Raw genomic sequence first — 19597 nt, forward strand, 5'->3', positions numbered from 1 at the left:
CGAGAGGTCCCCGGACGCCCTGCTGCTCCCGCAGGGCCCCCGGGACGGCCCTGCGGGCCTCAACACGGCCCCGGGCACCCCGCGAGGCCCGGGACGGGCCCCCGCGCGCCCGCCCCACGAAGGCCCCGGTCGCCCCCGCAAGGCCGCCCCGCGAAGACCCCGGACGATCCCACGACACCGGGCCACACGAGGCCCCTGCGGCCCCCCCGGCCCCCTACGCCGCGTGCAGCGCCAGCGTCGGGGACAGGCGTGATGCCCGCACCGCCGGGTACAGGCCCGCCACCGTGCCGATCGCCAGTGTTGCGGCGAAGCCGCCTCCCGCTGCCCACAGCGGGACCACCCACGGCAGGCCGCCCGAGTGCGCGTACACCCCCGTCGCCGCCGCGCCCAGCGCCACGCCCGCCAGGCCGCCCAGGCCCGACAGCATCAGTGACTCCGTGACGAACTGGATCCGGATCTGGCCCCTCGTCGCGCCCAGCGAGCGGCGCAGGCCGATCTCGTACCGCCGTTCCAGGACGGAGATGATCATGGTGTTGGCGACGCCGACGCCGCCGACCAGCAGGGCGATGCCTCCCAGGCCCAGCAGCAGGCTGCTGAACGCCCCCTCCGTCGCCGCCTTCGCGCGCAGTGCCGACGACGGGTCCGTGACCTTCACGTTCTGCGGGTTCTGCGGGTCGACCGTCGCCGCCATCACCTTCCGTACGTCCTCGACCGCCGCGTCCGTCGACCGCTCGTACACCGATGTCGGGTGGCCGTCGAAGTTCAGCAGGCGCTTCGCGCCCTCCCAGCCGACCAGGGCGGAGCGTTCGATCTCCGGGGCGAGGGGGAGCGGTTCCAGGATGCCGACGACCGTGAAGTAGCGGTCGCCCAGCCATACTTGGCGGCCCGGTTCCGTGATGCCCAGGCGTTCCGCCGCCACATGGCCGAGCACGACCGAGGGGTAGCGGCCCGTCGCCGCGTTCAGCCAGCTGCCGCTGCCGACCTCGCCGCGCAGGACGCGCAGCAGGTCGGCCGTCGTCGCCCGGACCGTGATTCCGCCCGTGTCGTCCTCGTCGACCTTCTCCGTGCGGCGTACGGTCGCGTTCAGATCGGCCGTCGCGCCCACGTCCTGGACGCCCTTGATCCGGCCCACCATCCCGACCGACTCCTCCGGCAGCTTCACCTCCTCCCCGGCGAACATCGACTCACCGGGCGAGGCGACCAGGAGGTTCGTGCCCAACTTGTCCAGCTCGCGCAGCAGTTGCGCCTGGCTGGAAGCCGAGATGCCGACCACCGAGATCATCGTCGCGATCCCGATGGCGATGCCCAGCGCCGAGAGCACCACCCGCATCGGGCGGCTGCGCAGTCCGGACGAGCCGACGTGCGCCACGTCCCGGGGGCTCAGCCGGGCCGCCTTCAGTCGCTCCCGGCCACCCGAAGTCCGGTCGCCCGCGCGCCCCTTCACAGCGCCGCTCCCGTCGTCGCCGTCGTCCCGTGGGTCACGTCCGCGACCACCTGGCCGTCCCGGATCCTTACCTCGCGCGGCAGTTGGGCCGCGATCTCCGTGTCGTGCGTGATGACCGCGATCGTGGCCCCCTCCCGGTTCAGGTCGCGCAGCAGCTCCATCACCGCCGCCCCCGACGCCGTGTCGAGCGCCCCGGTCGGCTCGTCCGCCAGCAGCAGTGCGGGCTCGCCGACCACCGCCCGGGCGATGGCGACCCGCTGCTTCTGGCCGCCCGACAGCTGGTGCGGCTTGTGGTCGAGGCGGTCCGCGAGGCCGACCCGGGCCAGCGCTTCGGCCGCCCGGCGGCGGCGTACCGAGCGGGAGAGGCCCGAGTAGAGCAGGCCCTCCGCCACGTTGTCGCGGGCGCTGACGCCCGGCACCAGGTGGAACGCCTGGAAGACGAAGCCCACGTGGTGGGCGCGCAGCGCGGAGAGCCTGCGGTCGGAGAGCGCCGCCACGTCGTGGCCCGCGATGTGGACGGAGCCGGCGGTGGGGCGGTCCAGGGTGCCGATGATGTGCAGCAGGGTCGACTTGCCGGAGCCCGACGGGCCCACGATGCCCAGGAGTTCGCCCTCCTGCACCATGAGATCCACTCCGCGCAGCGCGGCTACCGGGCCCGGGTACTCCTTGGTGACGCCGGTGAGCGCGACGACCGTACGGGGGTGGGGCGCCGGGCCCTCGGCGGTGCCGGTGCTCATATCTTCGGCACCCCGACCTTCATGCCCTCGCGCAGACCGCCGCCGGACACCTCGACCCGGCCCTCCGCGAACATGCCGAGCTCGACCGCCACCTCACGGGTCCTGCCGCCCTGGACGACCTGGAGGCCGAAGCCGCCGCCGGGCAGCGCGAGCAGCGCGTTCACGGGCACGGTCAGGACGCCCTTGCGGGTCTCGCCCGTCAGGTTCACCGTGACCGGCGACTGGTCGAAGCCGCCGACCTCGTCCGGGTCGTCGAAGGAGACGGTCAGCGTGACCTTGGGGCTGTTGTCCTGCGGATCGTCACCGGGCTTCGCCGTCCTGCCCACCGACGAGACCTTTCCGGGCGCGGTCGTACCGTCCGGCAGCTCCACACCCACCTTCGTGCCCACCTTCGCCAACTGGCTCTCCGACACATCCAGTTGGAAGGTCACGATGCGCTCCGAGCCGGTCGTGACCAGCACCGGGGCGCCCGGCTGGGCCTGCTCGCCCACGCCCGCCCCGACGCTCTTGATCCGGACCTTCCCCGGGGCGAACGTGACGTCCTCCGGCCCGACCTTCCCGGTCTGCTTCGCGTCGTGGGACTTCTGCCAGCGCTTGACGGCCGCCGCCGTCAGCTCGGTGTACTCCTGGTCCGGGGTGAAGCCCGTGTAGCCCAGCTCCGCGAGATTGCGCTCCAGCTGTTCCACGTCCCGGCCCTTGTCGCCCGGCTTCAGCGTCCGGTACATGGGCCCTGAGCCGTACATCAGCCGGACCGGCCGCCCGTCGATCTCGTACAGCCGCTCGTTCCGCTCCACGGTCGAGCCGGTGCGCGGTGTCCAGGTGACCGTGCCCGCCGCGCCCGCGTTGACCTTGCGCTCCTTGTCGTAGCCGAGCGTCCCGTCGGCCTGGGCGCTGTCGCGCAGGTCTCCGCGCTCGACCGGGGCGGTGGCCGGGGGCAGCCCGGTGTTCTTCGCCGCGCCGGTCTCCTCCTCGCCGCCGAGCTGCGTGAGGGCGACCGAGCCGGCCGTCACCGCGAGCACGGCCACCGCCACCGCTGCCGTCACGGCCCGTCCCCGCTTCATCGGCCGGCGCTTTCGCACGCCTTGTTGGCCTTCTCGAACTTCTTCATGTCCTTCGCCTTCAGCGCGGGCGCCGCCTGCATCGCCCCGCCGTCGAACTTCGGGTCGGGCATGTCGAAGCCGTTCTGGCGCATGCACCGGGCGTAGGCGAGCATCTTGTCCTTCTCCGCCTGCGACAGCTCCTTGGGCCCGCCGCCGACCGCCTTGTCCTCGCAGGCCTTGAACGCCTTCTCCATCTTCTCCTTGCCCATCGAGCCGCCGTCGATGGTCAGACCCATGCCGTCCTGGCCCGGCTTCGGCTCGGGGATGTCCAGGCCCTGCTCCCGCAGGCACTTGCGGTGCTCCAGCGCCTGATCCTCCTTCGTCTTCTTCGTGGTGGACGCCGATCCGCCGTCCTTCGTCCCACCGCCGTCGCCGTCGCCGGAGCACGCGGTGGCCGTCAGGGCGAGGGCGGCGGCCAGCGCACAGGCCGCGGCGAGGGAGCGGCCGCGTGAGCGCGCGGCGGTCCGGCGGGCAAGGGTCTGCTTCATGGGGGCTCCTCGTCGGTTGCCGACAGGTCGGGTACGTCGGCCCGAGCGTGCGCGAGGACGCCGTTTCGTTTCTCTCAGCGCCGACGCTTACACCGCCGAAACATCGCTTTCGGGTACACAGGGCCCATGCGCGTGCTGGTGGTGGAGGACGAGGAATTCCTGGCGGAGATGATCGCCGAGGGGCTGCGCCGTGACGCCGTCGCCGTGGACGTCGCGCCCGACGGCCGGGCGGCGCTGGAGCGGCTGCGGTTCGGCGCGTACGACGTGATGATCCTCGACCGCGATCTGCCGGGGCTGCACGGCGACGAGGTCTGCCGCCGCGTGGTCGCCATGCGCCTGCTGACCCGGATCCTGATGCTCACGGCCGCGGGGACCGTACGGGACCGGGTGGCCGGCCTCGGGCTCGGCGCCGACGACTACCTGACCAAGCCGTTCGCGTACGACGAACTCCTCGCCCGGGTCCTCGCCCTCGGCCGCCGCGCCCGCCCCGCCCTGCCGCCCGTCCTGGAGCGGGCCGGGCTGACGCTCGACACCGCCCGTCGCCAGGTCTGCCGCGACGGCCGCTTCCTTTCTCTGTCCCGCAAGGAGTTCGCCGTGCTGGAGACCCTGCTGCGGGCCGAGGGCGCGGTCGTCAGCGGCGAGGACCTGATCGAGGAGGTGTGGGAGGCGGACACCAGCTACCGCACCAACGCCGTCCGCGTCACCCTCTCCAAACTCCGTACGAAACTGGGGGCACCGCCCGTGATCGAAACCGTGCCCGGAGCCGGATACCGCATCGGCGACGGCGGCAGCCCTCAAGCCCCCGAGGACGGCCCTTCGGCCGGGACCGGGAGCGGCACCCCGTGAACAGTGAGCGCACCCGTCTCGCCGCGCTGTACGGCGGACTGCTGGTCATGGCCGGCGTCCTGCTCCTGGCCATCGTCTACCTGTTGGTCAGCGAGAACGTGTACGCCGGGATCGTCACGGCCGTCGCCCCGGCCGTCCCCGCCGCCCGGCTGGACGCGGGGGTGGCCGCCCCCACCCTGCCTACCTCGGACTGGGCGCAGACCGCCGTCACCGAACCCGGGCAGTACGCGCTCGTGCAGAAGGTCGGCACCGTGGCCGGGGACGCGGCCCTCAGCCAGCTGCTGACCGTCTCCGGGGTCGCCCTCGCCGTCTACTCCGCGCTCTCCGTGGCCCTCGCCTGGTGGATGGCGGGCCGGGTGCTGCGGCCGGTCGGCGTCATCACCGCCCGGGCCCGTCGGCTCTCCGGCTCCAACCTGCACGAACGGATCGCGCTGAAGGCCCCGCCCGGTGAGCTGAAGGAGCTGGCCGACACCTTCGACGGGATGCTCGACCGGATCCAGCAGCTCGTCGCCGCCCGGCAGCGGTTCGCCGCCAACGCCGCCCACGAACTGCGCACCCCGCTCGCCGTGCAGCGGGCCGCCGCCGAGATCGGGCTCGCCGACGACCCGCCGCCCGAGAAGGTCGCCTGGATCCGGGACAAGCTCATCGACACCGCGGCCGACAGCGAACGGCTCATCGAGGGGCTGCTGCTCCTCGCGGTCTCCGACGAGGGGCTGCGGCGGCGGGAGCGGGTCGCCCTGGACGAGACCGTCACCACGGTCACCGAGGCGCTGGCCGCCGAGGCGGAGGAGCGGGACATCACCGTCGAGGTGACCGCCCGGCCCGTGACGGTCGAGGGCGACGCGGTCCTCCTCGACCACCTCGTGCACAACCTGGTCGCCAACGCGCTGCGCCACAACCACCCCGGCGGGACCGTCACCGTCCGGGTCGGGCCGGACGGCCTGGAGGTCGCCAACACCGGGCCCGAGGTGGACCCGGCGAGCGTGCCGCTGCTGTTCGAACCGTTCCGCCGGGCGCGGGCCCGCCGCCACGCACCCGGCGAGGGGGCGGGCCTCGGGCTCTCCATCGTGGCGTCGGTGGCGCGGGCGCACGGCGGGGACGTCGGCGCGCGGGCCAACCCGGGCGGCGGGCTGACGGCCCGGGTCACCCTGCCCACGCGCGCCGCGGAGGCCGGGGAAACCCTTCCCACGCGCGCTCCGGCGGCCGGGGCGCACGACGTGCCCGCTCGCCTTCCGGTGGCGCGGGCTCAGTGACGGCAGCCGGGGCCGCCGGAGGTGCTCGCTCAGTGCCGGTAGAAGATCCGGTCCCGGTTCTCCGTCATGACCCGGCCGTTCCACTCGTGGCCGCCGTCCACGTTCCCCGAGCGCAGCATCGGCGGCTCGACGCCCCGGGCCACCAGCTGCTCCACGGCGGCCGCCAGCATCGACTGCATGATCGCGCTGGTCACCACGGTCGAGGCGGGGGCGAAGGGGGCCTCGACGCCGGGGACCGTCAGCTCCGCGTCGCCGATCGCGATCTTGCTGTCCAGGACGATGTCGCAGTGGTCCCGCAGGAAGCCGCCCGAGACATGCCGGGAGCGGGTGTTCTCCGCGTACGCGACCGAGGTGACGCCGATGACCTTCAGCCCGAGGGCGCGGGCGTTCTGCGCCATCTCGACCGGCAGGGCGTTGCGCCCGGAGAGCGAGACGATCACCAGGAGGTCCCCGGCGGTGGCGGGGCTGGAGTCCAGGACGGCCGAGGCCAGCCCGTCGACCCGCTCCAGCGCCGAGCCGAGCGGGGCGGGCATGACGTCCACGCCGACCACGCCGGGCACGGTGAGCAGGTTCATCAGGGCGAGGCCGCCCGCGCGGTAGACGACGTCCTGGGCGGCCAGCGAGGAGTGGCCCGCGCCGAACGCGAAGAGCCGACCGCCCGACTCGACGGTGTCCGCGACGGCCGCGCCCGCGGCGGCGATGCTCTCCGCCTCCTCGTCCCGCACCCGCGTCAGCAGGCCGATCGCCGCATCGAAGAACTGGCCGGCCAGCTTGCTGTCGCTCATCGGGAAAGGCCCTTTCGGCGGGGTGGGAATGCCTGTGCCGCCGATCACGTTGCGGTCTGGACCAGTGGACTGTCAATACCGCCCGGCGCCCGCGCCCGTACCCACTTCCACCGGTCTTCCACGGGGGCGGCACGGTTGTCGGCGCTATGCGTCAGAATTGGTGCAGGGCCATCGCACGACGTTTTCTAGTCACCGCATCGAGGGGCACGTATGTCCGGACTGATCGACACCACGGAGATGTATCTCCGCACCATCCTCGAACTGGAAGAGGAAGGCGTGGTCCCCATGCGCGCCCGGATCGCCGAACGGCTGGACCAGAGCGGTCCGACCGTCAGTCAGACGGTGGCCCGCATGGAGCGCGACGGACTGGTCCAGGTCGCGGGGGACCGCCATCTGGAGCTGACCGAGGAGGGCCGCCGCCTCGCCACCCGCGTCATGCGCAAGCACCGGCTCGCCGAGTGTCTGCTCGTGGACGTGATCGGCCTGGAGTGGGAGCAGGTCCACGCCGAGGCCTGTCGCTGGGAGCACGTGATGAGCGAGGCGGTGGAGCGGCGGGTGCTGGAGCTGCTGCGCCACCCCACGGAGTCGCCGTACGGGAACCCGATCCCGGGCCTGGAGGAGCTGGGCGAGAAGGCCGAGGCCGAGTCGTTCCTGGACGCCTCCATGGTGAGCCTGGCCGAGCTGGACCCGGGCGCCGAGGGCAAGACCGTGGTGGTGCGGCGGATCGGGGAGCCGATCCAGACCGACGCCCAGCTGATGTACACGCTGCGCAGGGCCGGGGTGCAGCCCGGGTCCGTCGTGAGCGTCACCGAGTCGCCCGGCGGGGTGCTGGTCGGCTCCAGCGGTGAGGCGGCCGAGCTGGACACCGAGGTCGCCTCGCACGTGTTCGTCGCCAAGCGCTGACCGCGCCGCCGCCCGGCGGCGCTCTGTTGTCGCGCGGCAACACAACCGTGATGTGCGCTCGCCGGTTTCCGTCCGGAACGGCAGCGCCCGGACGCTGTCACATGCCAGGCTGATGCCAGGCAGAGGACCTGGCACAGGACCTGAGGGTGTCGGCCGGCTCCGGTCGGCACGGTCGGGGAGGGAGCAGGGAATGCGCCCGTCGCAGCGGCACGCGCACCGCACGGCTGCCATCGTTGTCGCGACCGCCGGCGGCCGTCCCCGGACAGGGGGCGGCCCCGGCGTCCGCGGACGCCGGGGCCGTTCCTCCCCTGTGCTGACCCGGAGCCCCGAGCTCTCAAGGTCAGTTCCCGCGGGCCCCTGTCCCCGAGCGGCCCGCCTCCCGCTGAAGATCTCCCCAGGCCGGTCGGCATCAATCCTTGACCGGTGTCACTCGAACGTGGGGTGTTGGGTGGCGGAACCCCGTTTTCGAATACGAGTTCGATAGCCTGGCGGCGCGACCACACGGTGACCGAGGACCAGAAGGGGGTGCCAGGACTATGGTGCGGCGCATCGATGTGACCGGATCCGACGGCGTACGCCTCGCGGCATGGGAGTTCGCCGACCCGCCCAAGGAGCGCGCGGAAGCGGCCGGCGCTCCCGGGGTGTTACTGCTGCACGGACTGATGGGCCGGGCCTCGCACTGGGCCCCGACCGCCCGCTGGCTCTCCGAACGGCACCGCGCGGTCGGCCTCGACCAGCGCGGCCACGGCCGCAGCGACAAGCCAGCCGACGGCCCGTACACCCGCGACGCCTACGTCTCCGACGCCGAGGCCGCGATCGAACAGCTCGACCTCGGCCCGGTCACCGTCGTCGGCCACGCCATGGGAGCGCTCACCGGCTGGCAGCTCGCCGCCAAGCGCCCCGACCTCGTCCGCGCCGTCGTCATCTGCGACATGCGGGCCTCCGCCCTCGGGGCCGCCTCCCAGCGCGAGTGGACCGACTGGTTCGACTCCTGGCCGCTGCCCTTCGCCACCCTCGCCGACGTACGGAAGTGGTTCGGCGAGGACGACCCCTGGGTGGAGCGGCCGAGCCCCGCGCGCGGTGAGTTCTACGCCGAGGTGATGGCCGAGGGCGAGGACGGCTGGCGCCCCGTCTTCTCCCGCCGCCAGATGCTGCGTTCCCGGGCCACCTGGGTCTTCGACGCCCACTGGGAGGAGCTGGCCCAGGTCCGGTGCCCCGCCCTGGTGCTGCGCGGCCTCGACGGGGAGCTGGGCCGGGCCGAGGCCCAGGAGATGGTCCGGGTCCTGCCCCGCGGCCAGTACGCGGAGGTGGCGGACGCCGGCCACCTCGTCCACTACGACCAGCCGGAGGGCTGGCGGGCCGCCGTCGAACCCTTCCTGGAACAACTGGCCGAGGACAACCGCGAACCGGTCGCGCCGTAGCCCTCGGCCCGCGCCTCTCCCCGAGGGCGGCGGTTCAGCCCTTGCTGACCGCCGCCAGGATCTCCGGCAGCCGGTTCGCCGTGCGGCCGGCCGCGATCCGCAGACCCGCCCACCCGAGCAACGCCCCGTACACCAGACCGCCCGGCACCATCAGCCACAGCGCGTCGTGATGGTCCGTGACATGCAGCCAGATCGTCGGCACGATCACCGGCGCGGACAGCAGCGCGGCGGCCAGCATGCCGCCGAGGATCGAGATCCAGGCCAGACCGCCCTGCCCGGGCACCACGTTCTTGAACGCGCCCTCTTGCGGAATCGAGTACGGGAACAGCGCCGAGGCCACCGCCCCCGTCGCCAGCATCGAGCCCAGCAGCGCGAAGGACAGACCCAACGCCCCAGGCAGGGAGCGCCAGTCGCCGATCATCGCCGCCGTCACCCCGCACACCAGCAGCGTGAACGGCAGCGTGAGCAGCAGCAGGACCAGTGCCCGCGCCCGCAGTTCGACGTACGCGTCGCGGGGCGAGGAGATCGTCAGCGCCACCATCCAGAACGCCGAGGTGTCCTGGCCGAACTGGTTGTACATCTGCATGCCGAGCATCCCGGCGGCGAAGCACGCGAAGTAGACCGAGCCGGTGCCCTGGAGGGCGTTGAGCAGCGGCACGATCGCGCCGACCGCCAGCGCCGTCACCCAGGCCGCCTTGGTCTTCGGGTCCCGGGCCACGTACCGCAGACTGCGCTGCATCACCGTCGCCGTACGGCCCTCCGGCAGCAGCGCCGAGAGCCCGCCCCGGCCGGACGCCTTCTCGCGGGTCGGCTCCGCCGCCGCCAGCGTCGAACCGTCCGGCGCGGTCATCAGCTTCACCAGACTCCGCTGCCACAGCCGCATCAGCGCCACCAGGGCGGCCACCGTGATCAGGAGCTGGGCGACGGCGACCCCGTACGCACCGTCCGACGCCGCGTCCACCGACGCCATCGCCGAGGCTCCGGGCAGCCAGCGCACCACGGCCGCCGCCGGGTCCAGCGAGGAGAGCCCACCCGCCTGGCGAAGTTGACGAACTGGATGCCCACCGCGATCACCAGCCCGCTGAGCACCGCGAGGTCGCGGCCCTTGCGGGAGTTCAGCAGCCGTACGTTGGCCGTGGCCACCGCCCTCGACAGCGCCACGCACAGCAGCATCGTCAGCGGGACCGCGAGCACCGCGAACACCACGCCCGCCGCCCCGTGCGCCAGCGCGATCGCCGAACCGACCACCAGGCAGAGCGTGAACAGCGGACCGATGCCGACCATCGAGGACACCAGCAGGGCCCGGATCAGCGGCTCGGGCCGCAGCGGCAGCATCACCAGCCGGGTCGGGTCGAGCGTGTCGTCACCGCTCGGGAAGAACAGCGGCAGCACCGCCCAGCCGAGCGCCACGATCCCCGTGAGCAGCACCACGACCGTGCCCGCGTGCTCGTTGCCGCGCAGCAGGACCAGGCCGAGCACCTGGCCCGCGGCGAGCAGCAGGCTGAAGACGAGGGAGACGATGAACGCCGCCCTGCGCCCGGCCGACTGCCGCAGCCCGTTGCGCAGCAGCGCCAGCTTGAGCCGTACGAAGACCGGGGTCAGGCCCGTCGTCGGCGCGACCGGGGCGGCCGCCGTGACCGGGGCGTCCAGCACGCTCATCGGGAACCGCCCAGCCAGTCGAGGGAGTCGCCGTTGTCCCGGCCGCCCGCGCCGACCAGTTCGAGGAAGGCGTTCTGGAGGGACGGCGCGTCGCCGCGCACCTCGGCCAGCGTGCCCTGCGCCTTGATCCGGCCCGCCGCCATCACGGCCACCCAGTCGCACAGCGACTCGACCAGTTCCATCACATGGCTGGAGAAGACCACGGTCGCCCCGGACCGGGTATAGCGCTCCAGGACCCCCCGGATGGTCTGCGCCGACACCGGGTCGACGCCCTCGAACGGCTCGTCCAGGAACAGCACTTCGGGGTTGTGGAGCAGGGCGGCGGCGAGCCCGATCTTCTTCCGCATGCCGGTCGAGTAGTCGACGACCAGCTTGTGCTGCGAGCCCGCGAGATCCAGCACGTCCAGCAACTGTGTGGCCCGCTTGTCGACCTCGTCGCCCGGCAGCCCGCGCAACCGGCCGTTGTACGCGAGCAGTTCACGCCCCGACAGCCGTTCGAACAGCCGCAGCCCCTCCGGCAGCACCCCGATCCGGGACTTCACCTCGACCGGGTCCGTCCACACGTCGTGGCCCGCGACCTCGATCTTCCCCATGTCGGGCCGCAGCAGCCCGGTGACCATCGAGAGCGTCGTCGTCTTGCCCGCCCCGTTGGGCCCCACCAGGCCGATGAACTTGCCTGCGGGCAGCTCCAGATCGATCCCCGCGACGGCGACCTGTTCCCCGAACCGCTTCCACAGCCCCTGCACACGGACGGCGGACCGCACCTCGTGCGCCCCGCCTGTCGTCGCGTCGGTCGTCGCGCCTGTCTTCGTACGTGCATCTGCCCGGTCCGGCATGGCACAGCCTTTCGATATCCCCACGTGGTGAGGACACCCTACGAAAGGCCGCCGGTGTCCTACGAGGTCCGCGCGCGGGCGGCGGCCGCCTCCCGCGCGCAGGCGTACGCCAGCGGGCTGATCAGCTCGTCCACATCGGGCAGCCAGCGGTTGGCGTTGTTCGGCCCGCAGGCCCACTGCACGGCGCCCCGGCCGCCGACCCGGGTGGGCGGGGCGGCGATGTAGTGGCCCTCGCCGCGGCCGGTCAGATCGATCGCCTCGGCGTTCCAGCCGAGCGCCCGCACCAGCTCGGCGGCCTTCGCGGCGCCGCCCGGCAGCACGAAGAACAGCATCCGGCGGTCCGGCGTGCAGGTGACCGGGCCCAGCGTCAGGTCCATCCGCTCTATCCGGGCCAGCGCCAGGAAGCCCGCCGCCTCGGGGACCTCCAGCGCGTCGAAGGCCCGCCCGGTCGGCAGCAACACCGAGGCGCGGGGCTGCCGGGTCCACATGCGCCGGGCCGCGGCCCCGCTGCCGGTCGCCTGGCCCGCCCAGTCCGGCCGGTCCGCGTGGGCCCCGGGCAGGGCGCAGCCGGCGTCGCCGCAGGAGCACCGCTCCACGCCGCCCGCCGCCTCCAGCCAGGTGCCGGGGAACACGTCCCAGTGACGCTCTTCCGCATACCGCACCGCGGCGTCGAGCAGCAGCTCGCTCCGCTGCTGAGGGACCTGCGCGGCTTCCGTGACTCCCATGGGCTTCTCCACGTCCAGCACAACTCCCGCCGTCACCAGGGGTTACGGCCTCCCCTGAACCCGGGCCCGGCGCATCGATCCTGCACGCGGGGCGCACCGGTGCACGGGCGGGGGCGCGCGTGAGGCGTCGCACCGAAGGAGGGGTAACCACCTCCAGGACCGCCGCCCAGGATCGCTCCCGGCCCTGCGCGACGGTGCGACGCGCCATGTCCGTACCGAATGCCGATGGAATATGCGCATTTCTTGTGTATGTGCCGGGCAGTGATCCCTTTCACCGATCACTGCACATAACCAACGTTTCAGGGGGACATATGGCTGCAAGGCCTCTCGTAGCCCGCCAGCCCAACGAACGGCTCCAGACGCTCATCCAGGAGGCGGCCTGCTCCAACGCGGGCCTCGCGCGCCGGGTGAACATGGTCGGGGCCGAGCGGGGGCTCGATCTGCGCTACGACAAGACCTCCGTGGCCCGTTGGCTGCGGGGACAGCAGCCCCGGGGCCGGGCCCCGGGGATCATCGCCGAGGCGCTGGGCCGCAAGCTGGGCCGTACGGTCACGATCGACGAGATCGGCATGGCCAACGGCAAGAACCTCTCCTCGGGCGTCGGCCTCCAGTACGCGCCGACCGTCGCCGGGGCCGTCGAGCAGGTCTGCGAGCTGTGGCGCGGCGACGTGGGCCGCCGCGATCTGCTCACCGGGTCGGCGGTCGCCGCGTCCGCGCTCGTCGAGCCCAGCCGGGACTGGCTGATCTCGGGCCCGGACGCCCAGGTCGAGCGGACGGCGGGGGCCCGGGTCGGGATGTCCGACGTCGAGGCGGTGCGGGCGATGACCACCGCCCTCACCGACCTCGACCACCGGTTCGGCAGCGGCCATGTCCGGCCGGTGCTCGTGCACTACCTCAACAGCGTGGTCTCCGGGCTGCTTTCGGGGGCGTACCGCGAACAGGTGGGGCGCGAGCTGTTCGCCGCGGTGGCCCGGCTCACCGAGCTCGGCGGCTACATGGCGGTCGACACCGGCCAGCCGGGCCTGGCCCAGCGCTACTACATCCAGGCGCTGCGGCTCGCGCAGGCGGCGGGCGACCGGGCGTACGGCGGCTATGTGCTGGCCGCCTCGATGAGCCATCTCGCCGCCCAGCTCGGCAACCCGCGCGAGATCGCCCAACTCGCCCGCGCCGCCCAGGAAGGGGCCCGGGGCCAGGTCACCCCCCGCGCCCAGGCCATGTTCCACGCGGCGGAGGCCCGGGGGCACGCGCTCCTCGGGGACGCCCGGACCTGCCACGCGGTGGCGGGGCGCGCCGTCGCCGCGCTGGAGCAGGCCGATCCGGACACCGGCGACGATCCGGTCTGGATCCGGCACTTCGACACCGGCTATCTCGCGGACGAACTGGCCCACTGCCACCGGGATCTGGGGCAGCCGCACGAGGCGGCCCGGCGGGCGAAGGAGGCGCTGGCCGCGCTGCCGGAGACCCGGGCCAGGCGCCGGGGCATCGCGCTGGTGCTGCTGGCCTCGGCGCAGGTGCAGCAGCGCGAGGTGGAGCGGGCCTGCCACACCGGGACCCGGGCCATGGAGCTGCTGTCGACGGTGCGCTCCAGCCGGGGCGCCGAATATCTCGACGACCTCCAGCAGCGGCTGACGCCCTTCGGGGAGGAGCCCGCGGTGCGGGAGTTCGGCGAGCGGCTGGAGCTCCGGGCGGCGTGAGGAAGAGGTGGTCGTCCGGGGCGGTCCGGGCCGCCCGGGAGCCCCGTGCGGCGGTCCGGACCTATAACAGCGTCGCCGGGCCGCGGGATGTTACCCACCCTGTGAAGGGGTGGTGAGGGGCACCACGCGCTTGGCGGAGGCGGGCGACCACCCGATAGCGTGAGCCGACGATTCCGTAGGTTCACACGTAGGAGTCCCGGTGACGCAGAGCGGACAGGGCGGACAGGGCGGCGAGCACCAGCTCCCCGCCGCACGACCCGCGCACGAGGGTGTCGTGCTGCCCGCCGACGGCGGAGCCCCCTGGACCCCGGGGGTGCCCCCGGCCGGTCAGGGCGGGCAGGGCGCTCCCGCGGGCGGTGAGCCGTGGGGCCAGGCCTGGGGGCCGCAGTCCGCCGGGGCGCCGCAGCCGGACCAGCAGGCGCAGGGCGGCTACGGCTACCCGCAGGCGCAGCCGCTGCCGCCCGCGCAGCAGGCGCCGGGCCCGGAGTCGTACCAGCAGCCGGGGGCGTACCAGCAGCACGGCTCCTACGAGCAGCCGCAGCAGCCCGGGGCGTACGACCCGCAGCAGTACCAGCCCCACCAGCCCCACCACGACCAGCAGCACCAGCCCCACTCGCCTTCCCAGCCGCTCCCGTACGCGCAGCCGCTGCCGCCGGAGGCCGGGCCGGGTGCGCCGGGCGGCCAGGGGGTTCCCGGCGGGGACGCGGACGCCACGCAGTACATCGCGCCCGTCCCGGGCGGCCCCGGACCCGTCGGGCCGCAGCCGGGCGGCGGGGACGCGGACGCGACCCAGTACATACCCCCGGTGCCGGGCGGAGCCCCGTACGGGATCAGGCCGGGTGCGCCGGGGGACCGGCAGCCGCCCGCGGAGTTCGACAACCTGTTCCGCAGCGAGGACCCGGCGGGCGCCACGCAGCAGATTCCGCAGTACGACGCGGGGCAGCAGCCCCCGTCCGCGTACCAGCAGCAGGGCTACCAGCCCCAGCAGCCGTCCCAGGGCGGTCAGTTGCCGCCGCAGGCGCCCGGCGGCTATGAGTCGGGCCTCCAGGGCTTCCAGAGCCGCGCGGAGGACGACGGGCCGGTCGGGCACCAGAGCGGGGACGCCCCGCGCCGGCGGTCCGCGCACATTCCGCTGATCGCCGCGGTCGTCGTCGGCTGCGCGGTCATCGGACTCGGCGCGGGCGCGCTGATGAGCGGTGGCGACGACTCCGGCAAGGACGACAAGCAGCCGGTCGCCGCGCAGAGTTCACCGGCCGAGGCGGAGCCCACCGCCAAGGCGGCGGCCGACCCGGCGAAGCCGCAGGCCGAGGCGCTGGACAAGCTGCTGGCCGACAGCAACAACAGCCGGGCCGCGGTGATCAGCGCGGTCGAGAAGATCAAGTCCTGCAAGGACCTGGACCAGGCCGACGCCGACCTCCGGGGCGCCGCCCAGCAGCGCCGCGACCTGGTGACCCGGCTCGACGGCCTGACCGTCGACAAGCTCCCGCAGAACGCGAAGCTGACGGCCGCGCTGAACCGGGCGTGGAAGGCATCGGCGGCGGCCGACGACCACTACGCCACCTGGGCGCGGCAGGCCAAGAAGAACAAGTCCGTCTGCAAGGGCGGCCAGGCCCGGTCGACGAACGAGACGGCCAAGGGGAACAACCAGAGCGGGGTGGCCACCGAGGCCAAGCGCGAGGCGTCCAAGCTCTGGAACGCGATCGCGGGCAAGTACGGCCTGACCAAGCACACGCCCACCGAGCTCTGAGGCGGGGAACGCGCGACTGCGGCACGCCCTAGGTGTATTGATCACGAGCGTTGTTAACGCTGGTTGAGTCTTGATCATGACGAAGACCTCGGGTGTGGTGGAGGTTTCCAAGCTGCACTGCACACGGAGGTCTTCGTGTCCCACCGTAATGCCCGGCTGACCGTGCACGGCAGGCGGATCCTGGTCGAACGCGTCCAGTCCGGCCGTCCTGTCGCACACGTCGCCGCCGAGATGGACATATCCCGTCCCACCGGCCTTGGTCGTGCTCACCGCGGCCGGAGTCGGCTACCGATGGTGGATCGAGCTGGCCTGCGATCGCGACGCTGCGCGGCACTGCGGCCGCGAAGTCGCCAGCACCTCGTGGCAGCAGGACGTTGCCGAGGCCCGCGGCATCCCCCTGGCCTCGCCCGCCGGCAGGCGTCGGGGTGCCCACCGGCGACGGCGGCCGCTTCTTGAAGGAGCCAGGTCGCGGATGGTGGAGTTCGCGCCATCCTTCGTCAAGATCCAGGGGGCCTTGCAGCGGTCGCGATACTCGTTCCGTCGGCCTTCGGAAGGCCAGGGGAGGGCTCGGAGCGAGGGGGACCGATGGGCGAAGCGCAGACGGAATACGAGGTGCATCAGCAGCACGAGAAGCTGGTCTGTGCTCGGGCCGACCAGCATGCTCTCACCGCTGTCCAGGACCACGACGAGAGTGCCCCGGACGACGAGGTATTTCGACGCCCTGATGGATCGCGCGCAGACGCTGATTGCGTACGAGAAGCAGATGCCGACTCTCCTGGCCGAACCGGAGCAGGCACGCAGCGCACGAATCATCTACTGGTCCTGGCGCATCCAGAGTGCGGTGGCGATTGCCCTGATCTTCGTCTTCCGCCTCTTGGGGCACTCGGACGGCTGGTACTTCCTGGTCGTGCCCCACCTGGTGGCCACTTTCTTCGGCTGGCTTCTTCAGGCGACCGTGAAGAACCACCTGTCCCGCCGCGACGCATCCCTCGGCCTCCATGCAGTGGGAGTGCTCCTCATCCTGATCGTCCTGGGCATCCTGTCGCCCTGGTTCATCGTCGCTATCCTGATCGGCTGGGCCGTCGTCGGGACGGCCACTGCGGACGGACAGAAGACGGGGAAGTGAGCGACGCTCTGGACGCCCAGTTCCGCGACACCGACCGGCGGGTCCGCACCATCGACATGCAGGCGAGCGGCCTCGACAGCCGCCTGGACGACCTAGAGGGCGAGCACGAGCGGCTGAAGTCCCGGTTCGGCTACACCGAGGACTGGACCCCGACCTGCGGTCCCTCCGGCTTGGAGGCCACGACCGAGGAAGTTGACGGCCGGGTCGACGAGCTTGATGACCGCGTCGACACTGCGGAGCGAACGGTGAAGAGGCTCACCCAGCACGTACGGCTGTTGGAAGGCCAGATCCCGGCCGCTGGGAATATCCGTTCGGCGGACCTGGACACCTTCACCAAGGACCAGCATGTCCTGGCCGCCGCGACGGTGGCTGGCTGGGAAGCCGCCGACGACCTCCTCACCACCACCCTGCGCACCCACCACCACACCCGGGTACAGCGCTTCCACAACGCGCAGGCCCAGCACCGGGCCACCTGGGAAGAAGCCGTCGCCCTGCTCGACACCCGCTACAACACCCAGCCCCACGCCAAGGCCGCCACCAAACTGCGCTCCGTCATCGCCCGCGAATCCACCGAGCACCAAAACCTCGCCCGGCAGAGAGCCGAGGCCCCACACCTTCACCACGGCCCTCGCCGCGCACCATGCGGCCACTGCCGAAAAGTAGCCGCCTGCTCCTGCCCGCCTGGTTCGCCACCGCCCTCGGCCCGTCGGGTCTCCGAGCCGACGCCCCGCAGCTGGTGACCGCGCCGGTCTGGTCGGGCGTCGTCCCGATGACGCCCGACCGGTACACGGTCTTTGCCCGTCTGGCCAGCCCGGAGCTCGCCGAGAACTAGGTGCTGCCCGTTCAGGATCGGCGAGGACTGCGGCAGGGAAGAGCGTGCCATGTACATCGTGGTCAACAGCGACGGAATCGCCGGCTATTGCGGCCAGACCCGGCTAGCTCGGGTCGTACGGCAAGGCGTGGCACGCACAAGTGTCCACCAGCACGCCAGGACTGCCCGCTCGAAACGCGAAGAGTGGGTGCTGCCGCTCCACCAGAACACCCCAGGCACGTTCGTCGACTGGCTTGAGCGCACTGTCCAAGCCCGGCTCGGCCTGCCTCAGAGGAACAGCCGATGGCGGGCGACGTCGCCTTGAGCCATGCTGGCATCTTCAAGATCATTTCTCGCTGTGGGTACGTTCACCGGCACACACTCGGCGCGCAAGTTCGCGACTGCGCGATCTCATTCTCCCCACGCGCTCCGTCGTGGCGTGTGCCCATTCGGGAGCCTGCACACGCTGATCGCCGCCGAGGCACCGCCGACGGCCACCTGCTCAAGTTCGCCGCCAACCCGCTGACGCTCCACGCCGACAGACGCATCGGCTGACCGCGGCGTCGGCCCGGTGCCGTCACGGGCGTTGGGCGCTGGGGCGCCGGGTGAGGGGGTAGCCGATGTCGAAGGTGTCGGCTGACATCTGGGTGTCGTTGATCTCGACGATGGTGCCGTCGGGGCCGGCGGTGGTGCGGGTGATGAGCAGGAGCGGGACGCCTCTGGGGAGGTGGAGGCGGTTGCTCTCGGTGGGGGTGGGCATGCGGCTGCGAGGTCTGCAGCTGGATCGGCCACCACGCGTCTAGGTGCCGCTGGTACAGCCTGGGCTTGACCTCGGGCCTGAGCCAGGTCCGGAAGCAGCTGGCACCGTGCAACTCCGCCAGGCGGTCGGCGAACTCCGTGAGCCAGTTCAGCCGAGGTCCGCTGTGAGCGATCCGGGACCCGTGACGGCGACCCCAGAAAGCAGCCTGGACGGCATGGAACAGGGCCTTCCTCTGCGAAGTCGTCTTCGAAGCCCACGATCAATCTTCTCGGCGATCGTCTGGCGTCCTCGCCGTCGATCACGCGCATGCCCCTCCATCATGCCTTCGTCTGGCCTTGCCCCGGCACCGCGCCGCCACATCGACGATGCGGAGAGCTCTTTCGGCTCGGGTTGATCCGGTGCTCAAGTCCCTCGTCAGCGGTTCGTTTTCGTCGATACCTCCGGTCCCGGCGACACCACACCGGATCACGCACAACAGGATGCCGGTAGCCGAGGGACCACCTGGGGTCGATGACCTAATAGTGATCAAAAGGCTAGCGGATTCCTGCACCCCAACCACTCCCTTGGTTGATTGCTTCAGGCTTGTCAGAAGGGCTGGTCGCTCCGCAATCTGGGTGGGGAATTCTTTATTCTCTTTTGGAGGTCGAGCATGACACAATCACCGAAATTGACCGCTCAAGGAATCGGTGATTCTTTTGGTGTGGCAATCGATTCAATGGGGAATATTTATGCCACCGACTATTATAACCAGAAGGTGTGGAGGGTGAAAAGCGGGGGCGATGGAAGCTTGGAGGTATTTGCAACCCTACCCGACCGTGTCGCACATTTGGCGCTAGACGACGAGGCGGATTGCGCCTATATCACTACACCTGATGCGCTATGGAAAGTGGCCGGCCTGCACGACACTGTGGACAGCACGCAAAAAAAGCTCGTCGCTAGCATACCGGGTGCCATAGGCGTCACGTTGGACACGGCCAGGCGTTTTGGATACGTCACTGCGAACGGCGCTCTGCTGAGGGTGGCCCTGGACGGCCAGCCTGGCACGAATACCACCGAAGTGGCTCGCATTGAAACTGACGAGATCGGCGATGTAGCACTGGATGGAAATAGGGAGAATGCATATGTGACCGACGTTAAAGGTGGCTCACTGTTCAAGATTAACCTGGAGAAGGAGACATCAATAAAGGTTGGCGAGAATCTCGGCAACCCTATGGGTGTAACGCTGGATGACCTAGGCAATGCCTATGTCACGAGCGGCAAGG

19 protein-coding genes and 1 pseudogene are annotated in these 19597 nt (G+C 71.7%); 11 read left to right on the forward strand and 9 right to left on the reverse strand.

Going from position 1 to position 19597, the window contains the following annotated elements:
• Window positions 1–214: 214 nt before the first annotated feature.
• From A3Q37_RS31935 to A3Q37_RS31950, 4 genes are read right to left on the reverse strand one after another with little or no spacing between them, the layout of a single operon-like run.
• Window positions 215–1444, reverse strand: coding sequence for an ABC transporter permease (locus A3Q37_RS31935; protein WP_065490051.1), 1230 nt, complete (start codon window positions 1442–1444; stop codon window positions 215–217).
• Entirely contained in the window at window positions 1441–2181 is a 741-nt protein-coding gene (locus tag A3Q37_RS31940; RefSeq protein ID WP_065490053.1) for an ABC transporter ATP-binding protein, read from the reverse strand. The genes A3Q37_RS31935 and A3Q37_RS31940 overlap by 4 nt, the downstream gene beginning before the upstream one ends.
• Complete coding sequence (locus A3Q37_RS31945) at window positions 2178–3242, reverse strand: efflux RND transporter periplasmic adaptor subunit (RefSeq protein WP_176711548.1); 1065 nt, start codon at window positions 3240–3242, stop codon at window positions 2178–2180. Before A3Q37_RS31945 ends, A3Q37_RS31940 begins: the two co-directional genes overlap by 4 nt.
• A complete protein-coding gene (locus A3Q37_RS31950; protein ID WP_065490057.1) occupies window positions 3239–3769 on the reverse strand; it encodes a hypothetical protein in 531 nt (176 codons plus the stop codon). Before A3Q37_RS31950 ends, A3Q37_RS31945 begins: the two co-directional genes overlap by 4 nt.
• 126 nt (window positions 3770–3895) lie before the next feature.
• Here A3Q37_RS31950 and A3Q37_RS31955 point away from each other — a divergent pair, with 126 nt between their 5' ends.
• Together A3Q37_RS31955 and A3Q37_RS31960 are read left to right on the forward strand one after the other, a co-directional pair.
• Window positions 3896–4615, forward strand: a complete 720-nt coding sequence (locus A3Q37_RS31955; RefSeq protein WP_065490059.1) for a response regulator transcription factor — start codon at window positions 3896–3898, stop codon at window positions 4613–4615.
• Window positions 4612–5868 carry a HAMP domain-containing sensor histidine kinase gene (locus A3Q37_RS31960; RefSeq protein WP_255312005.1) on the forward strand — a complete coding sequence of 419 codons (1257 nt, stop codon included), beginning with the start codon at window positions 4612–4614 and terminating at the stop codon, window positions 5866–5868. Before A3Q37_RS31955 ends, A3Q37_RS31960 begins: the two co-directional genes overlap by 4 nt.
• 29 nt (window positions 5869–5897) lie before the next feature.
• On the opposite strand, the gene A3Q37_RS31965 is transcribed toward A3Q37_RS31960, so the two are convergent.
• Window positions 5898–6653, reverse strand: a complete 756-nt coding sequence (locus tag A3Q37_RS31965) for an SIS domain-containing protein (RefSeq protein WP_065490061.1) — start codon at window positions 6651–6653, stop codon at window positions 5898–5900.
• A 210-nt stretch (window positions 6654–6863) separates the two neighbouring features.
• Between A3Q37_RS31965 and A3Q37_RS31970 the strand changes: the two genes are divergently transcribed.
• A complete protein-coding gene (locus A3Q37_RS31970) occupies window positions 6864–7556 on the forward strand; it encodes a metal-dependent transcriptional regulator (RefSeq protein ID WP_006126698.1) in 693 nt (230 codons plus the stop codon).
• 536 nt (window positions 7557–8092) lie between these two features.
• The gene (locus tag A3Q37_RS31975; protein ID WP_065490066.1) at window positions 8093–8977 is read left to right on the forward strand and encodes an alpha/beta fold hydrolase; all 885 of its coding nucleotides are present in this window, start codon (window positions 8093–8095) and stop codon (window positions 8975–8977) included.
• Between the two features lie 34 nt (window positions 8978–9011).
• On the opposite strand, the pseudogene A3Q37_RS31980 reads toward A3Q37_RS31975, so the two are convergent.
• From A3Q37_RS31980 to A3Q37_RS31990, 3 genes and pseudogenes are all read right to left on the reverse strand, one after another.
• Window positions 9012–10636 (reverse strand): annotated as a pseudogene (locus A3Q37_RS31980) (transporter).
• Complete coding sequence (locus A3Q37_RS31985; protein ID WP_065490068.1) at window positions 10633–11472, reverse strand: ABC transporter ATP-binding protein; 840 nt, start codon at window positions 11470–11472, stop codon at window positions 10633–10635. The pseudogene A3Q37_RS31980 and the gene A3Q37_RS31985 overlap by 4 nt, the downstream one beginning before the upstream one ends.
• Window positions 11473–11531: 59 nt before the next feature.
• Window positions 11532–12218: a bifunctional DNA primase/polymerase gene (locus tag A3Q37_RS31990; protein ID WP_065490070.1), complete on the reverse strand. Its 687-nt coding sequence runs from the start codon at window positions 12216–12218 to the stop codon at window positions 11532–11534.
• A 290-nt stretch (window positions 12219–12508) separates the two neighbouring features.
• Here A3Q37_RS31990 and A3Q37_RS31995 point away from each other — a divergent pair, with 290 nt between their 5' ends.
• The 6 genes from A3Q37_RS31995 (at window position 12509) to A3Q37_RS36985 (ending at window position 18130) form a co-directional block, all read left to right on the forward strand.
• Window positions 12509–13891, forward strand: a complete 1383-nt coding sequence (locus tag A3Q37_RS31995) for a transcriptional regulator (RefSeq protein ID WP_065490072.1) — start codon at window positions 12509–12511, stop codon at window positions 13889–13891.
• Between the two features lie 199 nt (window positions 13892–14090).
• Window positions 14091–15638, forward strand: coding sequence for a hypothetical protein (locus A3Q37_RS32000; RefSeq protein WP_176711549.1), 1548 nt, complete (start codon window positions 14091–14093; stop codon window positions 15636–15638).
• Window positions 15639–15773: 135 nt separating this feature from the next.
• Window positions 15774–16094 carry a leucine zipper domain-containing protein gene (locus A3Q37_RS38140; protein ID WP_255312006.1) on the forward strand — a complete coding sequence of 107 codons (321 nt, stop codon included), beginning with the start codon at window positions 15774–15776 and terminating at the stop codon, window positions 16092–16094.
• 268 nt (window positions 16095–16362) lie between these two features.
• Window positions 16363–16764 (forward strand): hypothetical protein, encoded by a 402-nt coding sequence (locus A3Q37_RS36980; RefSeq protein WP_141693628.1) that lies wholly within the window; start codon window positions 16363–16365, stop codon window positions 16762–16764.
• Window positions 16761–17504, forward strand: coding sequence for a hypothetical protein (locus A3Q37_RS32010; RefSeq protein WP_065490080.1), 744 nt, complete (start codon window positions 16761–16763; stop codon window positions 17502–17504). The genes A3Q37_RS36980 and A3Q37_RS32010 overlap by 4 nt, the downstream gene beginning before the upstream one ends.
• A gap of 374 nt (window positions 17505–17878) precedes the next feature.
• The gene (locus tag A3Q37_RS36985) at window positions 17879–18130 is read left to right on the forward strand and encodes a hypothetical protein (protein ID WP_141693629.1); all 252 of its coding nucleotides are present in this window, start codon (window positions 17879–17881) and stop codon (window positions 18128–18130) included.
• Between the two features lie 22 nt (window positions 18131–18152).
• On the opposite strand, the gene A3Q37_RS32015 is transcribed toward A3Q37_RS36985, so the two are convergent.
• Window positions 18153–18335: a UTRA domain-containing protein gene (locus A3Q37_RS32015; protein WP_065490081.1), complete on the reverse strand. Its 183-nt coding sequence runs from the start codon at window positions 18333–18335 to the stop codon at window positions 18153–18155.
• Between the two features lie 700 nt (window positions 18336–19035).
• On the opposite strand from A3Q37_RS32015, the gene A3Q37_RS36990 reads away from it, so the two are divergent.
• A partial coding sequence (locus A3Q37_RS36990) for a hypothetical protein (protein WP_218064581.1) occupies window positions 19036–19597 on the forward strand: 562 nt, incomplete at its 3' end.

It is taken from the genome of Streptomyces sp. PTY087I2, assembly GCF_001687325.1.
Taxonomy (GTDB): Bacteria; Actinomycetota; Actinomycetes; order Streptomycetales; family Streptomycetaceae; genus Streptomyces.

What these genes read in the sequence shown, in the direction of transcription:
- A3Q37_RS31955 (WP_065490059.1), top strand. Translation starts at nt 3,896, where the DNA reads ATGCGCGTGCTGGTGGTGGAGGACGAGGAATTCCTGGCGGAGATGATC.
- A3Q37_RS31975 (WP_065490066.1), top strand. Translation starts at nt 8,093, where the DNA reads ATGGTGCGGCGCATCGATGTGACCGGATCCGACGGCGTACGCCTCGCG.
- A3Q37_RS36985 (WP_141693629.1), top strand. Translation starts at nt 17,879, where the DNA reads ATGGCGGGCGACGTCGCCTTGAGCCATGCTGGCATCTTCAAGATCATT.
- A3Q37_RS31950 (WP_065490057.1), bottom strand. Translation starts at nt 3,769, where the DNA reads ATGAAGCAGACCCTTGCCCGCCGGACCGCCGCGCGCTCACGCGGCCGC.
- A3Q37_RS31970 (WP_006126698.1), top strand. Translation starts at nt 6,864, where the DNA reads ATGTCCGGACTGATCGACACCACGGAGATGTATCTCCGCACCATCCTC.
- A3Q37_RS36980 (WP_141693628.1), top strand. Translation starts at nt 16,363, where the DNA reads ATGGATCGCGCGCAGACGCTGATTGCGTACGAGAAGCAGATGCCGACT.
- A3Q37_RS31940 (WP_065490053.1), bottom strand. Translation starts at nt 2,181, where the DNA reads ATGAGCACCGGCACCGCCGAGGGCCCGGCGCCCCACCCCCGTACGGTC.
- A3Q37_RS31965 (WP_065490061.1), bottom strand. Translation starts at nt 6,653, where the DNA reads ATGAGCGACAGCAAGCTGGCCGGCCAGTTCTTCGATGCGGCGATCGGC.
- A3Q37_RS31985 (WP_065490068.1), bottom strand. Translation starts at nt 11,472, where the DNA reads ATGCCGGACCGGGCAGATGCACGTACGAAGACAGGCGCGACGACCGAC.
- A3Q37_RS31995 (WP_065490072.1), top strand. Translation starts at nt 12,509, where the DNA reads ATGGCTGCAAGGCCTCTCGTAGCCCGCCAGCCCAACGAACGGCTCCAG.
- A3Q37_RS31945 (WP_176711548.1), bottom strand. Translation starts at nt 3,242, where the DNA reads ATGAAGCGGGGACGGGCCGTGACGGCAGCGGTGGCGGTGGCCGTGCTC.
- A3Q37_RS32015 (WP_065490081.1), bottom strand. Translation starts at nt 18,335, where the DNA reads ATGCCCACCCCCACCGAGAGCAACCGCCTCCACCTCCCCAGAGGCGTC.